Annotated in this window: 13 protein-coding genes; 6 read left to right on the forward strand and 7 right to left on the reverse strand. The window is 76.3% G+C overall.

The genetic code is table 11. The features are described from left to right. Positions 1 to 31: 31 nt before the first annotated feature. Together ispD and ispF are read left to right on the forward strand one after the other, a co-directional pair. Positions 32 to 781, forward strand: coding sequence for a 2-C-methyl-D-erythritol 4-phosphate cytidylyltransferase (gene ispD, locus JIG38_RS05560; protein WP_199422772.1), 750 nt, complete (start codon positions 32 to 34; stop codon positions 779 to 781). Then, positions 778 to 1,302 carry a 2-C-methyl-D-erythritol 2,4-cyclodiphosphate synthase gene (gene ispF / locus JIG38_RS05565; protein WP_199422773.1) on the forward strand — a complete coding sequence of 175 codons (525 nt, stop codon included), beginning with the start codon at positions 778 to 780 and terminating at the stop codon, positions 1,300 to 1,302. Before ispD ends, ispF begins: the two co-directional genes overlap by 4 nt. Here the strand turns inward: ispF and JIG38_RS05570 are convergent. Continuing rightward, on the reverse strand, positions 1,183 to 2,226 hold the full coding sequence (locus JIG38_RS05570; protein WP_199422774.1) for an EamA family transporter: 1,044 nt from the start codon (positions 2,224 to 2,226) through the stop codon (positions 1,183 to 1,185). The genes ispF and JIG38_RS05570 overlap by 120 nt on opposite strands. Positions 2,227 to 2,298: 72 nt before the next feature. Here JIG38_RS05570 and JIG38_RS05575 point away from each other — a divergent pair, with 72 nt between their 5' ends. Then, entirely contained in the window at positions 2,299 to 3,231 is a 933-nt protein-coding gene (locus JIG38_RS05575) for a LysR family transcriptional regulator (protein WP_199422775.1), read from the forward strand. A gap of 45 nt (positions 3,232 to 3,276) precedes the next feature. Here the strand turns inward: JIG38_RS05575 and JIG38_RS05580 are convergent, their stop codons facing one another. Both JIG38_RS05580 and JIG38_RS05585 read right to left on the reverse strand, forming a co-directional pair. Continuing rightward, on the reverse strand, positions 3,277 to 4,212 hold the full coding sequence (locus JIG38_RS05580) for a quinone oxidoreductase family protein (protein WP_199422776.1): 936 nt from the start codon (positions 4,210 to 4,212) through the stop codon (positions 3,277 to 3,279). An 88-nt stretch (positions 4,213 to 4,300) separates the two neighbouring features. Continuing rightward, a complete protein-coding gene (locus JIG38_RS05585; RefSeq protein WP_199422777.1) occupies positions 4,301 to 5,677 on the reverse strand; it encodes a D-arabinono-1,4-lactone oxidase in 1,377 nt (458 codons plus the stop codon). A gap of 45 nt (positions 5,678 to 5,722) precedes the next feature. Between JIG38_RS05585 and JIG38_RS05590 the strand changes: the two genes are divergently transcribed. The 3 genes from JIG38_RS05590 (at position 5,723) to rlmB (ending at position 9,492) form a co-directional block, all read left to right on the forward strand. Further along, entirely contained in the window at positions 5,723 to 6,946 is a 1,224-nt protein-coding gene (locus JIG38_RS05590; protein WP_199422778.1) for a type III PLP-dependent enzyme domain-containing protein, read from the forward strand. 69 nt (positions 6,947 to 7,015) lie between these two features. Next, on the forward strand, positions 7,016 to 8,437 hold the full coding sequence (gene cysS / locus JIG38_RS05595; RefSeq protein ID WP_199422779.1) for a cysteine--tRNA ligase: 1,422 nt from the start codon (positions 7,016 to 7,018) through the stop codon (positions 8,435 to 8,437). Beyond that, positions 8,437 to 9,492, forward strand: coding sequence for a 23S rRNA (guanosine(2251)-2'-O)-methyltransferase RlmB (rlmB, locus tag JIG38_RS05600; RefSeq protein ID WP_199422780.1), 1,056 nt, complete (start codon positions 8,437 to 8,439; stop codon positions 9,490 to 9,492). Before cysS ends, rlmB begins: the two co-directional genes overlap by 1 nt. Positions 9,493 to 9,561: 69 nt before the next feature. On the opposite strand, the gene JIG38_RS05605 is transcribed toward rlmB, so the two are convergent. From JIG38_RS05605 to JIG38_RS05620, 4 genes are all read right to left on the reverse strand, one after another. Next, entirely contained in the window at positions 9,562 to 10,812 is a 1,251-nt protein-coding gene (locus JIG38_RS05605) for a DUF4032 domain-containing protein (protein ID WP_199422781.1), read from the reverse strand. A 97-nt stretch (positions 10,813 to 10,909) separates the two neighbouring features. Beyond that, entirely contained in the window at positions 10,910 to 12,037 is a 1,128-nt protein-coding gene (locus tag JIG38_RS05610; RefSeq protein ID WP_199422782.1) for an ABC transporter ATP-binding protein, read from the reverse strand. A gap of 241 nt (positions 12,038 to 12,278) precedes the next feature. Further along, positions 12,279 to 13,061 carry a trehalose-phosphatase gene (gene otsB, locus JIG38_RS05615; protein ID WP_199422783.1) on the reverse strand — a complete coding sequence of 261 codons (783 nt, stop codon included), beginning with the start codon at positions 13,059 to 13,061 and terminating at the stop codon, positions 12,279 to 12,281. Then, positions 13,058 to 14,539, reverse strand: a complete 1,482-nt coding sequence (locus JIG38_RS05620) for an alpha,alpha-trehalose-phosphate synthase (UDP-forming) (protein ID WP_307844626.1) — start codon at positions 14,537 to 14,539, stop codon at positions 13,058 to 13,060. The genes otsB and JIG38_RS05620 overlap by 4 nt, the downstream gene beginning before the upstream one ends. Between the last annotated feature and the right edge of the window lie 69 nt (positions 14,540 to 14,608).

Raw genomic sequence — 14,608 nt, forward strand, 5'->3', positions numbered from 1 at the left:
CGGGCTCGCGCCCGCGACGCAGGGGCCTGTCGTGCGTGTGGCGGCCGTGCTCACGGCGGCGGGCAGCGGGTCGCGCCTCGGCAGCGACCTGCCCAAGGCCCTCGTCCCGCTCGCGGGTGAGCCGGTCGTCGCGCACGCGGCCCGGGCGCTCGTGGCCGCCGCCGACCTCACGCACCTCGTCGTCACGGCGCCCCCCGCGCACGTGGTCGACGTCGCCGCGGCGCTCGCGGGCCTCGCCCCGGGCGGCTGCCGGGTCGACGTCGTCCCCGGCGGGCCGTCGCGCCAGGCGTCGGTGGCCGCGGGGCTCGCCGCCGTCGTCGCGTCGGGCGACCTCGCCCCCGCCGACGTCGTCCTGGTGCACGACGCCGCGCGGCCGCTCGTCGGCGCGGACGCCGTCCGGCGCGTCGTCGCGGCCGCGGCCCGGCACGGCGCCGCGATCCCCGGGCTCGCGGTGACCGACACGGTCAAGGTCGTCGACGACGCCGGCCGCGTGACCGCGACGCCCGACCGCCGGACGCTCCGCGCCGTGCAGACCCCCCAGGGCTTCACGCTCGACGTGCTGCGCCGGGCGCACGAGGCGGGGCGCGACCGGGCGCACGACGAGGCGACCGCCGCGACGGACGACGCGGGCCTCGTCGAGGCGCTCGGGCTCGAGGTGCGCGTGGTCGACGGCGACCCGCGCGCGGTGAAGATCACGACGGCGGCCGACCTCGCGCTCGCGGAGCGTCTGCTCCACGAGGACGCCGCGCCCATCACGACCGCCCCGGGAGGGCACCGATGAGCACGCCCGATCCCGGCGCGGGCCGCGCGCTGACCCCGCCGCTGCCCCGCACCGGCATCGGCGTGGACGTGCACGCCTACGCGGCGTCCGACGCCCCCCGGGACCTGTGGCTCGCGGGCCTGCACTGGCCGGGGGAGCGCGGCCTCGACGGGCACTCCGACGCCGACGTCGCCGCGCACGCGGCCGCCGACGCCCTGCTCGCCGCCGCGGGGCTCGGGGACCTCGGCTCGACGTTCGGCACGTCCGACCCGCGCTGGGCGGGCGCCTCGGGCGTCGCGCTGCTCGGCGAGGCCGCCCGCCTCGTCCGCGCCGCGGGCTTCGCGATCGGCAACGTGTCCGTCCAGGTGATCGGCAACCGTCCCCGGCTGGGCCCGCGCCGGGCGGAGGCCGAGGCCGCGCTGTCAGCGGCCGTCGGTGCCGACGTCCACGTGTCCGCGACGACGACCGACGGGCTCGGGCTCACGGGCCGCGGGGAGGGCGTCGCCGCCCTCGCGACGGCGCTCGTCGTCCCCACCGCCTGACCCACCCGCCGCCGTCGGCCCCGGCGTCCGCGCCGCGCCTGCCGGCCGTCCGCGCCCTCCCCGGCTCCCCAGCAGCACGCCGCCGACGACGAGCGTGCCCAGGGCGAGCTCGACGCCCGAGACGCGCTCGCCCAGCACGAGCCCGGCGACGGCGATGCCGACCACCGGGACGAGCATCGAGAACGGGGCCACGCTGCTCGACGGGTTCCGGGCGAGCAGCGCGGTCCACAGGCCCGAGCCGACCACGGTCGCGACGACGACGGTGTAGGCCAGGCCCAGGAGCGCCGGAGCCGCGGCTGGGGCGTCGAGGGTCGTCAGCGAGCGGCCGATCGCGGCCGGCCCCTCGATCGCGAGGGAGAGCGCGAGCATCGGCAGCGGCGGGACCACCGACATCCAGAGCATGAGGCGCAGCGGGCTGTCGGGCCGCGCCTGGCGCGAGGCGAGGTTGCCCAGGGCCCAGCCGAGCCCACCCGCGACGGTGAGGAGCACGGGCACCAGCGCGGCCTGCCCGCCCAGGAGCCCCCGGTGCACCGCGATGCCCCCGAGCCCCGCGACCGCGACGAGCGCGCCGGCCACCTGGCGCCTTCCGAGGCGCTCGCGCAGCAGCCACGCCGCGAGGACCACGGTGAACGGCGCGGACGACTGGAGGACGAGGGAGCTGAGCCCCGCGGGCATGCCCGCCGCCATCGCCAGGTAGAGGAACGCGAACTGCAGCACGCCGAAGCCGAGGCCGTACCCGAGCAGCCAGCGCGTGGGCACGCGCGGGCGCGGGACCAGCAGCACGGTCGGCACGGCGATGACCGCGAACCGCAGGGCCGCGAGGAAGAACGGCGGGAAGTGCTCGAGCGACGCGTGGATGGCCGTGAAGTTGGCGCCCCACAGCACGGCGACGACGACGGCGAGGAGGCGGTCGCGCGGGCTCATGCCACGAGGATGGACGCCACGGACCGTGCAGCACCATCGACATCTGCTCCACCCACCGTTTAGCGTCGCTGCATGGACGTGCGTCAGCTCGAGGCCCTCCGCGCCGTGCACGACCACGGCGGGGTCACCGCCGCCGCGCGCGCCCTCCACGTGACGCCGTCGGCCGTGTCCCAGCAGCTCGCCGCGCTCCAGCGGCGGACGGGCGTCGCGCTCGTCGAGCGCGCGGGGCGCGGGGTGCGCCTGACGCCCGTCGGGCTCGAGCTCGCCGAGCGCGCGGTCGACGTCGCCGTCGCGCTCGCGCGGGCCGACGCCGCGTGCGACGCCTACCTCGGGCGGCCGACCGGGCACGTGCGCGTCGCGGCGTTCCAGAGCGGCGCGACCCTCCTGTTCCCGGGCCTGCTGACGCGCCTCGCGGCGACCCAGGGCGAGGACGGCGGCGCGGTCACGGTCGAGCTCGCGGACGAGGACGTCGCGCAGAGCGACTTCCCCGCGCTCACCGCGTCGCACGACGTCGTCGTCGCGCACCGGCCGGACGCCCCCGTCCCGCCGGGCACGGCGTGGGGTGCGGGCGTCGTCGTCGTGCCGCTGCTGCGCGAGCCGCTCGACGTCGCGCTGCCGCCCGGGCACCGGCTGGCGGGCCGCGCGTCGGTGACGCCGGCCGACCTGGCCGACGAGCCGTGGATCGCCGTGCGGGAGGGCTTCCCGGTCGCCGGTGTGCTCGACGCGGTCGCACGCAGCGCGGGCGCGCCGCCGCGGGTCGTCCAGCGGATCAACGACTTCCGCGTGGTGGAGGGGCTCGTCGCCGCGGGGCACGGGGTCTCGCTGCTGCCGCGCTGGTCGACCGACGACCGAGGCGGCGAACGGTTCGCGCTCGTGCCGCTCGCCGACGTCCCCGCGGCGCGGCGCGTCGACGCGCTGCTGCGGCCGGACCGCGCCGAGCGCCGGGTGGTCCGGCGCGTGCTCGACGCGCTCCGCGACGAGGCACGCGCCCGCTCGGCCGCGTGACGCGCGCGACGGACCGGGTCGGCGCCGGGTGCGGCCGGGCGATGGTCAGGGGTGGAGGATGATCTTGCCGTCCACCTTCCCGGCGATCCCGGCGCGGTGCGCGCGGGCGACGTCGGCGAGCGCGAACGTCGCGCCGATGCGGACGTCGATCCGGCCCGCGTCCCACAGGCGCAGCAGCTCGGTGCGCGCGCGGCGGCGCACCTCCGTGCCCGGGTCCGAGCCGGCGCCCGCGCCGAGCAGGCGGATCCCGGTCCCCGTCGCGTGCGCGTGACCGGCGACCGTCGCGATGCGCTGCGGGTCCGGCACGACCGCGAGCGAGACCTCGATCGCCTCGGCCGTGCCCACGCAGTCGATCGCGGCGGTCACGCCGCGGGGCGCCGCCCGGCGCACGCGCTCCTCGAGGCCCGGGCCGTAGGTGAGGGGGACGGCGTGGAGGTCGGCGAGGTGGTCGTGGTTCGCGGGGCTCGCCGTGCCGAGGACCCGCGCGCCGCGCGCGTGGGCGAGCTGGACGACCGCCGAGCCCACGCCGCCCGACGCGCCGTGGACCAGCAGGGTGTCCCCGGCGCCCACGTGCGTCGCGGCGAGCGCGTGGAACGCGGTGACGCCCGTGACCATGATCCCGGCGGCCTTCTCCCAGCTCCGCCCCGCGGGCTTGGGCAGCACCGACGTCGCGCGCACGAGGAGCTGCTGGGCGTAGGCGCCCGCGGTCGGGTACGCGATGACCTCGTCGCCCGGGGCCACGCCCTCGACGCCCTCGCCCACGGCCGCGACGACGCCGGCCGCCTCGTTGCCCAGCCGCATCGGCAGCCGGTCCGGGTCGGTGCCCCAGAACCCCGAGTACTGCTTCCAGTCCGCGGGGTTGACCCCGATCGCCCGGACGTCGAGGAGGACCTGGCCCGGGCCGGGCGGCGCGACGACGACGTCGACCACCTGCAGGACCTCGGGGCCGCCGTAGGCCCTCGCCACCACCGCGCGCACCATCTCTCGATCATCGCCCCCCGGGCCGCGCGGCACCACCCTCCCTCGCGACCGGACGCCGCCGAACGCCCGCACGGAGCGGACGGTCGGCTCAGGGCCTGAGGACCGGCCCGAGGACGCGGTCGGTGTACGCGTTGCGGAACAGGCCGTCCGGGTCGTGCTCGGCGCGCACCGCGCGCGCGTCGTCGAACCGCGGGTAGAGCTCCGCGAGCCGCGCGGCGTCGAGCCCGTGCAGCTTGCCCCAGTGCGGCCGCCCGTCGACGGTGCGCACGATCGCCTCGACGGCGTCGAAGTACCGCGCGTGCGGCAGCCGGTGGTACTGGTGGACCGCGAGGTAGGCCGAGGGCCGCTGGTACGCGGTCGACAGCCAGACGTCGTCGGGCGCGGTGAACCGGATCTCGACGGGGAACGGCACGGGCTCGCGCGTGCGCCGCAGCCACGCGTCGACCTCCTCGACGACGTCCCGCAGCGCGTCCCGCGGCACCGCGTACTCCATCTCGCGGAAGACGACGCGCCGCCGCGTGACGAGGACGTCGGCCGACGGCGCGCAGTAGGTGCGGTCCGCGAGCGCGCGCGCCGCGACCGCGTTGAGGGCGGGCACCGTGCGCGGCAGGGCCGCGGCGACCCGGTTGGTGAGCTCGAACGCGCCGTTCTGGAGCAGCTCGTCCTCGAGCCGGCGGCGCACGGCGAGGCGCGGGCCGCTCCCGGCGGGCACGCGGTCGTTGCGCTTGACCAGCGCGCGGCGCGTGAACGGGAACCAGTAGAGGTCCACGTGGTCGGTGGTCGCGACCCACCCGTCCGGCCCGTCGAGCCGGTCGAGGACGTCGACGAGGTCGTGCGCCTCCTCGCGCGCGCGCAGCGTGAAGGCAGGCACGACGCGCAGGGTCACCGCGACGAGCACGCCGACGCTGCCGAGGCCGAGGCGGGCGACCTCGAACAGCGCGGGGTCGCGCGTGGCGTCCACCGCGCGCACCTCGCCGTCGGCCCCGACCAGGCGCACCCCCACGACCTGCGTCGCGAGCCCGCCGAGGCGCGCGCCCGTGCCGTGCGTGCCCGTGGAGATCGCGCCCGCGACGGACTGGCGGTCGATGTCGCCGAGGTTCTCCATCGCGAGCCCGTGGGCGGCGAGCAGGCGGTTGAGGGTGCGCAGCCGCGTGCCCGCGCCCACGGTGACGTGCGCCGTCCCGTCGGGCCTCCGCTCGAGGTGCTCGAGCCCGCTGAGGTGGTCGAGGCTCAGCAGGACGCCGTCCGTCACGGCGGCGTCGGTGAACGAGTGCCCGCCGCCGACCGCGCGCACCCGCAACCCGGCGCGCGCCGCCCAGCGCACCGCACGCACGACGTCGGCGGCGTCCCGCGGGCGCCAGAAGCGCTGCGCGTGCGCGGTGGCCGTGCCGGACCAGTTGCGCCAGGCGGGGCCGGGGCGGGCGGCGGCCGTCGTCGTGCGGGCGCGGCCCGCCGTCGTCGTCATGTCCGGTGACTACCCGCGCCGGGTCGTCACCGTCAAGATGGCCCGGTGATCACCACCACGCGGCTCGCCGGGACGTCCGGGCTGCCCGCGCCGCTCGCCGTCGTCGACCTCGAGGCGTTCGACGCGAACGCGGCCGAGCTGCTGCGCCGCGCGGGCGGCCGGCCCGTGCGGCTCGCGACCAAGTCCGTGCGCGTCCCGGCGCTGGTCGGGCGCGCGCTCGCGGCCGGGTTCAGCGGCCTCATGGCCTACTCGGTGCGGGAGGCCCTCTGGTGGGTGGGCCGGGGCGCGACCGACGTGCTGGTCGGCTACCCGAGCGTCGACCGGGGAGCGCTCGCGGACCTCGCTGCGGACCCGTCCGCCCGGGCAGCGATCACCCTCATGGTCGACGACGCCGCCCACCTCGACCTCCTGGCACGGGTCGAGGACCAGGTCGCCCGCCCCGGGCGGCCGGCGGGCGAGGCCCCGCTGCCGCTCGGCGTGTGCCTCGACGTCGACGCGTCGCTCCGGGTCGGTCCGGGGCTGCCGTCGCGCCTGCGCGCGCACCTCGGCGTGCGGCGCTCGCCGCTGCGCGAGCCCGCCGAGGTCGCCGCGCTCGCGGCCGACGCGGCGGCGCGCGGGTTCGCGGTGCGCGGGCTGATGTTCTACGAGGGGCAGGTCGCCGGCCTGCCCGACACCTCCGCCGCGGTGCGCGCGGTCAAGCGCGCGTCGCTCGCCGAGCTCCGGACGCGGCGCGGCGCCGTGGTGGCCGCGGTCCGTGCGGCGCCGGGCGTGGGGCGGCTCGACCTCGTCAACGGCGGCGGCACGGGGAGCCTCGCGGCGACGGCCGCCGACCCCGCCGTGACCGAGCTGACGGCGGGGTCGGGGCTGCTCGCGCCCACGCTCTTCGACGGCTACCGGCTCGCGCCCGGCGCCGCGCCGCTCGTGCCGGCCGCGTTCCTCGGGCTCGACGTGGTGCGGCGGCCGGCGCGGGGCGTCGTGACGGCGTTCAGCGGCGGGTTCGTGGCGTCCGGCCCGGTGGGTCCGTCGCGCGCGCCGCGGCCCGTGCTTCCCGCGGGCCTGAGGCTGCTGCGGTCCGAGGGTGCGGGGGAGGTGCAGACGCCTCTGCGCGGCCGCGCCGCGGACGGGCTCGCCGTCGGCGACCGGGTGTGGTTCCGGCACGCCAAGGCGGGCGAGGTGATGGAGCGCTTCGCCGAGGTCGCGCTGCTGGGCCCCGACGGCGGCGTCGACGTCGTGCCGACGTACCGCGGGCTCGGCCTGGCCTTCGGCTGAGGTCCGCCCCGCGATCCGGCGCCCGGCCGGGGGCGGGGCCGTGCGCGGCGCGCCGGTACCCTGGCGCGTGTGACCCTCCACCTGTTCGACACCGCGACGCGCGCGACGCGCGAGCTCGTCCCCCTGCGTGCCGGTGAGGTCGGGGTCTACGTGTGCGGCGCGACGGTGCAGGGGCCCCCGCACATCGGCCACATGCGCAAGTCCGTCGCGTTCGACGTGCTCGTGCGCTGGCTGCGCCGGGGCGGCACGCGCGTGACCCTGGTGCAGAACGTCACGGACATCGACGACAAGATCCTCGCCAAGGCCGCCGAGGCCGGCGAGCCGTGGTGGGCGTGGGCGCAGCTGCACGAGCGGCGCTTCGCCGAGGCCGAGCGGGCCCTCGGGGTGCTCGCGCCGACCTACGAGCCGCGTGCGACCGGCCACGTCCCCGAGATGGTCGAGCTCATGACCGAGCTCGTCGAGCGCGGGCACGCCTACCCGGGCGACGAGGGCAACGTCTACTTCGACGTCCGCTCCTACGCCGACTACGGCTCGCTCACGAACCAGCCGCTCGCCGACCTCACGACGGCCGACGACGACGCCGACACCGACAAGCGGGACCCGCGCGACTTCGCGCTCTGGAAGCGCAACCGCCCCGGCGAGCCGGCGACGGCGTCGTGGGCGACCCCGTGGGGCCGCGGCCGCCCCGGGTGGCACCTCGAGTGCTCCGCGATGGCGCGGCGCTACCTGGGCCGGGAGTTCGACATCCACGGCGGGGGCCTCGACCTGCGCTTCCCCCACCACGAGAACGAGCAGGCCCAGTCCCGGGCCGCCGGCGACGCGTTCGCGCGGCTGTGGATGCACAGCGCGTGGGTGACGCAGGGCGGCGCGAAGATGAGCAAGTCGCTGGGCAACTCGCTGCTCGTCGAGGCTCTGCTGGCGCAGACGGACGCCGCGGTCCTGCGGTACGCGCTGACCGCCGTGCACTACCGGTCGATGCTCGAGTGGACGGCCGAGACGGTGCCCGACGCCGAGGCGACGTGGGCCCGGCTCGAGGGCTTCGTCCGGCGCGCCACGGAGGTCGTCGGGGCGGTGCCCGACGACGAGGTGACGTCCGGGGGGCTCCCCGCCGACTACGTCGCCGCGATGGACGACGACCTCAACGTGCCGGCCGCGCTCGCCGTCGTGCACGAGCACCTGCGGCGCGGCAACACCGCGCTCGCCGACGGCGACGCGACGGCCGCGCGCGCCGCGCTCGTCGCGGTGCGCGGCATGCTCGACCCGCTCGGGCTGGACCCGGCGGGCTGGGCGGACGCGAGCAGCGGGTCGCGCGCGGAGCACGCGCTCGGCGCGCTCGTCGCCGCCGAGCTCGAGGCGCGTGCGGCGGCCCGCGCCGCCAAGGACTGGGCCACGGCCGACGCGGTCCGGGACCGGCTCACCGCCGCCGGCATCGCCGTGGAGGACTCACCGACCGGTGCTCGCTGGTCGCTCGCGCACGATCAGGAGGACTGATGGCCGGCAACTCCCAGCGCCGCGGGGCGACCCGCAAGACGGGCAGCAAGAAGGGTGCCCAGGTCGGCACCGGCGGCAAGGGCCGGCGCGCGCTCGAGGGCAAGGGCCCCACGCCCAAGGCCGAGGACCGCACCTACCACGTCGCGCACAAGCGCAAGGCGGCCGCCGAGCGGCTCGAGGCCGCGAAGTCGCGCGGCCGCCGGACGGCACCCGTCGCGGGCGAGCGCGCCGCGACCGAGCCGCGCACCACGTCGTCGCGTCCGTCGCGTCCGGGCGGCGCGTCCGGTCGCGGGTCGAAGCCGGCCGCGGGCGCCGAGATCGTCGCGGGCCGCAACTCCGTCGTCGAGGCGCTGCGTGCCGGGGTGCCCTGCTCGGGCGTGTGGGTCAACCACAAGATCGACGCCGACGAGCGCGTCCGCGAGATCCTCAAGATCACGAACGACCGCCGCCTGCCGCTGCTCGAGGTCACCAAGCCCGAGCTCGACCGCCTCACCGACGGCCTCGTCCACCAGGGCGTCGCGATCCAGGTCCCGCCCTACGCGTACGTGGGCGTCGACGCGCTCCTGGAGCGCGCCCGGTACGTCGGTCAGCACGCGCTCGTCGTCGCACTCGACGGCGTGACCGACCCGCGCAACCTCGGGGCCGTGCTGCGGTCGGCGGGCGCCTTCGGGGCCCACGGCGTCGTCGTGCCCGAGCGTCGTGCGGCGGGCGTCACCGCGTCGGCGTGGAAGGTCTCGGCGGGTGCCGCCGCGCGCGTGCCCGTGGCCCGCGTGACGAACCTCGTGCGCGCCCTCACGGAGCTGCGCGACGCCGGCTGCTTCGTCGTCGGCCTCGACGCGGGCGGGACGATGGAGGTCGGCGAGCTGGAGCTCGCGACCGGGCCCGTGGTCCTCGTCGTCGGCTCCGAGGGCAAGGGCCTCGGTCGCCTCGTGCGCGAGACCTGCGACGTCGTCGCGTCCATCCCGATCAGCAGCGCGGTCGAGTCGCTCAACGCCGGCGTCGCGGCGGGCATCAGCCTCTACGAGGTCGCCCGCCTGCGCCGCCAGGAGGCCTGACCCACCCCGAGGTCGCTGGTTGCGGCGCGTCCGAACCAGCGACCTCGGGGGAGTCGCCGGCGGCGCGGGTCAGCCGAGGTCGCTGATGCGCGGCATGACCGCCGTGTCGACGCCGAGCACCGACTTCTCGTCGGGGCGGTGCTGGAGCACGGTGTCGACGTAGCTGCGCACCGCCTCGGCCATGGGCACGTCGCGGCCCTGCTCGCGCGAGACGAACCACCGGTGGTCGAGCATCTCGTGGAACATCTGCGCGGGCTCGAGCTTGCCGCGCAGCTCGCGCGGGACCGCGCGGACGGCCGGCTCGAACACCGTGGTGAGCCAGTCGTGCGCGGCGAACTCCTCGTCCTCGCCCTGCCGGTCCGCGGCCGCGCGGTAGGCGTCGAGGTCGTTGAGCAGGCGGCGCGCCTGGTTCTCCTGGACGTCGAGGCCCGTGAGGCGCATGAGGCGGCGGCTGTGGTGGCCGGCGTCGACGACCTTCGGCCGGATGCTCACGGTCGTGCCGTCGACGTCGGTGATGATGTCGAGCTCGCCGACGTCGAAGCCCAGCTCGTTGAGGTGCTCGATGCGCGCCGCGACGCGCCACCGCTCGCCCGTGCCGAAGGACTCGGCGTCGGTCAGGGCCGCCCAGAGCTCCTCGTACCGCTCGACGAGGCGCGCGCCGATCGCGACCGTGTCGACGCCCTCCTCGAGCAGCTCGCCCGCCTCGAGGTCCATGAGCTCGCCGATGATGTTGACCCGGGCGACCTCGAGGTCGTAGGACCGCTGGCCGTCGGAGAGGCGCTCGTGCAGGTCGCCCGTCTCCGCGTCGACGAGGTAGGCGGCGAACGTCTCGGCGTCGCGCCGGAAGAGCGTGTTCGACAGCGACACGTCGCCCCAGTAGAAGCCCGACAGGTGCAGGCGCACGAGGAGCACCGCGAGGGCGTCGATGAGGCGCGTCGTCGTGTCCGGCTGCAGCGCCGTGCTGAACAGCGCGCGGTAGGGCAGCGAGAACTGCAGGTGCTTGGTGATGAGCACGGCCTCGAGGCGCTCGCCGTCGGGGGAGCGGCGGCCGTTGATGACGCCGACCGGCTCGACGCTCGGCACGTCGAGGCGGCTGAGCGCGCGCAGCAGCTCGTACTCGCGGTAGGCGACGGTCTCGCCGATCTCCTTGACCGCGATGACGCGGCCCGAGAGCTTGACGAACCGCACGACGTGGCGCGAGATGCCTCGGGGCAGGGCCGCGAGCACGCTCTCCGGCCACTCCTCGAGCGGGATGTGCCACGGCAGGTCCAGGAGCGCCGGGTCCGGCGCGGCCGCGGTGATCTGCAGGGAGTCGGGCATCGGGTCCTCCGACGCGAAGGGCGGGACGGCTGCTCGCCGCCCCGCCCTCCGGGTGATCAGGTGGTGCTCAGGTGGTGGTGCTGGTGCCCAGGCCCGGTCAGACGTTGATGCGGGCACCGCTCGCGGACGAGAACACGTGGCGCTCGCCCGGGCGGATGGCGACCCAGATCGTGTCGCCCTTCATGGGCACCTGGCGGGGGTCGACGCGCACGATGATCTGCGCGTCGCCGGCGCCGGAGTGGATCTCCTTGGCCGCCGCGCCCGCGTTCGCGAGCTCGCCGTAGACGAACGCGTCCGAGCCGAGCTCCTCGACGAGGACGACGCGGATCGGGATCGCACCCTCGTTGGCCTGGGTCACGACGTCGAGCGACTCGGGGCGGAAGCCCATCGTGATGTGGCCCTTGTCCTCCGGCTTGATCGCGGCGATGACGTCGCGCTCGAGCGGGATGCGGGTCTGGCCGAGCTGGGCCGCGCCCTCGGACACCTGGAAGGAGCCGATGTTCATGGCCGGCGAGCCGATGAAGCCGGCGACGAAGACGTTGGCCGGGGTGTCGTACATGTCGCGCGGCGTGCCGACCTGCTGCAGGACGCCGTCCTTGAGGACCGCGATGCGGTCACCCATGGTGAGGGCCTCGGTCTGGTCGTGCGTGACGTAGACCGTCGTGACGCCCAGGCGGCGCTGGAGCGAGGCGATCTGCGTGCGCGTCTGGACGCGGAGCTTGGCGTCGAGGTTCGACAGCGGCTCGTCCATGAGGAACACCTGGGGCTGACGCACGATCGCGCGGCCCATGGCGACGCGCTGACGCTGGCCGCCGGAGAGCGCCTTCGGCTTGCGGTCGAGGTACTCGGTGAGGTCGAGGATCTTCGCGGCCTCCTCGACGCGCTTGCGGATGTCGGCCTTGGGGGTGCCGGCGATCTTCAGCGCGAAGCCCATGTTGTCCGCGACGGACATGTGGGGGTAGAGGGCGTAGTTCTGGAACACCATCGCGATGTCGCGGTCCTTCGGCTGGACGTCCGTGACGTCGCGGTCGCCGATGAGGATGCGGCCGGAGTTGACGTCCTCCAGGCCGGCGAGCATGCGGAGCGAGGTGGACTTGCCGCAGCCCGAGGGGCCGACGAGGACGAGGAACTCGCCGTCGGCGATCTCCAGGTCCAGCGCGTCGACCGCGGGGCGCTCGGTCCCCGGGTAGATCCGGGAAGCCTTGTCGTACGTGACCGTAGCCATGATGAAACCGATCCCTCCACCGGCAGGTACGTGCCGGACGATCCGTCGTGAATGGGAGTTGTCAGGTGTCGTCGATGACACCGACACGGGGGACCCGGACCGCGTGCGGTCCCCGTCCGGACCGACGACGGTCCGGGGCGGGGTGTGGTCCACGTCACCCGTGCGACGTGGCCATCCTGCCACACCGTTCGCGGAGGTCGGCACGGACCGGGCGCCGTGACCCGACGTCGGCCCGCGGCCGTCAGGCTCCCGCGAGCCGGTCCGCCAGGCCCGTGAGCAGCGCCGTCATCCCCTCGGGGTCGGGCACCCGGAAGCGCGCCGCCGTCTCGCCCGGGCCCACCTTGACCGTCACGTCGTCCGGCCCGAGGCTCGCGAAGGCGCGCTCGTCCGTGACGTCGTCGCCCGCGTAGGCGACGAGCGCGACCCCCAGCTCGGCGCGCAGCGCCGCGAGCGCGTGCCCCTTGGTCACCTCGAGCACCCCGAGCTCGACGACGTCCTTGCCGTGCATCGCGTCCGCCGCGCGCTCGCCGAGCGCGAGCGCGAGCGTGGTGAGGCGGTCGGCGTCGTGCGCCGACGCCGTGCGGGTGTGCAGCACCACGGACGCCGGCTTGTGCTCGACGCGCGCCGTCGTGCCCTCGACCGCGGCGTCGAGCGCCTCGGTCAGCTCGGCCAGGAGCGCGGCCTGCTCGGCGTCGAGCTCGAGGTCGACGCGCACGAGGCCGCCGTCGCTCCACCGGCCGCGCTCGGCCCCGTGGCTGCCGACGAGCCAGGTGCCCTCGGGGACCTCGGCGAGCGCCGCGAGGTCCTCGACGCCGCGCCCGGAGACGAGCGCGAGGTGCAGGCCCGGGACGCCGGCGAGGCGCGCGAGGGCGTCGACCGAGCCCGGCAGCGCCCGGCTCGCCGAGGGGTCGTCGACGAGCGGCGCGAGCACGCCGTCGAAGTCGAGCGCGAGGAGCACCCCATCGCCCTCGCCGACGGCCCGGACGAGCCGGTCGACCGCCCCGCCGAGGTCCGCGCCGCTCATGCGTCGTCCCCGCCGCGCGGGCCCTCGCCGTGGGGCTGGTGCGCGTGGCGGAGGTGGTCGACGTCCTGCTCGGGCACCTCGGCCCCGTCCACGCCCGCGCCCAGGGCGGCGAGGAAGCTGTCCGACCACTTGGTGACGTCGTCCGCCAGGACCCGGCGGCGCAGCTTGCGCATGCGGGCCCGCATCTCCTTGCGCTCCATCCGGGCCGCACGCTCGATGGTGTCCTTGAGCCCGTCGATGTCGTGGGGGTTGACGAGGAGCGCGCCGGAGAGCTCGTCCGCGGCGCCCGTGAACTCGGACAGGACGAGGACGCCCCGGTCGTCGACGCACGCCGCGACGAACTCCTTGGCCACGAGGTTCATCCCGTCGCGCAGCGACGTCACGAGCATGACGTCGGCCGCGAGGTAGAGCGCCGCCATCTCGTCGGGCGGGTAGGAGTGGTGCAGGTAGTAGACGGCCGCGGACCCGATGGCGCCGAACTCGCCGTTGATCCGGCCGACGAGGCCCTCGACCTCGTCGCGCAGCTGCTGGTACGCCTCGACGTTCTCCCGGCTCGGGCTCGCGACCTGCACGAGCGCCGCGTCCGGCACGCTGAGCCGCCCCTCGGCCAGGAGCTCGCCGTAGGCCTTGATCCGGTGCCGGATGCCCTTGGTGTAGTCGAGGCGGTCGACGCCGAGCAGGAGGACCGCGGGGTTGCCCAGGTCCGCGCGGATCTCCTCGGCGCGGGCCCGGACCTCGGGCCGCCGCGCCATCGCGTCGAAGCGTGACGAGTCGATCGAGATGGGGAAGGCCGCGGCGCGCACGACGCGGTCCTCGCCGCCGTCGTGCCCGGGCACGGTGACGAGCTGGCCGCGGGCCGCGAGGTCGGTGAGGCGGCGCACGACGCGGATGAAGTTGCCCGCGTCGCCCGCGCGCTGGAAGCCCACGAGGTCGGCCCCCAGCAGGCCCTCGACGACCTGACGTCGCCACGGGAGCTGGGCGAAGATCTCGAGCGGCGGGAACGGGATGTGGTGGAAGTACCCGATGCGCAGGTCCGGCCGGAGCTCGCGCAGCAGCGCGGGGACGAGCTGCAGCTGGTAGTCGTGCACCCACACGACGGCGCCCGGGGCGGCGAGACCCGCGGCAGCCTCGGCGAAGCGGCGGTTGACGCGGCGGTACGCGTCCCACCAGTGGCGGTGGAACTCCGGCGGGCTGATGACGTCGTGGCTCAGCGGCCACAGGGTGTCGTTGGAGAAGCCCTCGTAGTAGTCGGCGACCTCGTCCGCGCTCAGCGTCAGGGGCACGAGGTGCATGTCGTCGGCGTCGAACGGCTCGGCCTCGACGTCGGGCGAGCCCGTCCAGCCGATCCACGCGCCGTCGGCCGCCTGCATCACGGGCTCGAGCGCGCTGACGAGCCCGCCGGGGGAGCGGCGCCACGACGTGCTGCCGTCCTCCTCGACGGTGAGGTCCACGGGGAGCCGGTTGGCGACGACGACGATCTCGTACTGCTGGGGGCCCTGCGCCTCACCCGTGCCCGCTGCTCCCGCTGGTCCCGTTGTCTCTGTCTG

It is taken from the genome of Actinotalea solisilvae (genome assembly GCF_016464425.1).
Lineage (GTDB): Bacteria > Actinomycetota > Actinomycetes > Actinomycetales > Cellulomonadaceae > Actinotalea > Actinotalea solisilvae.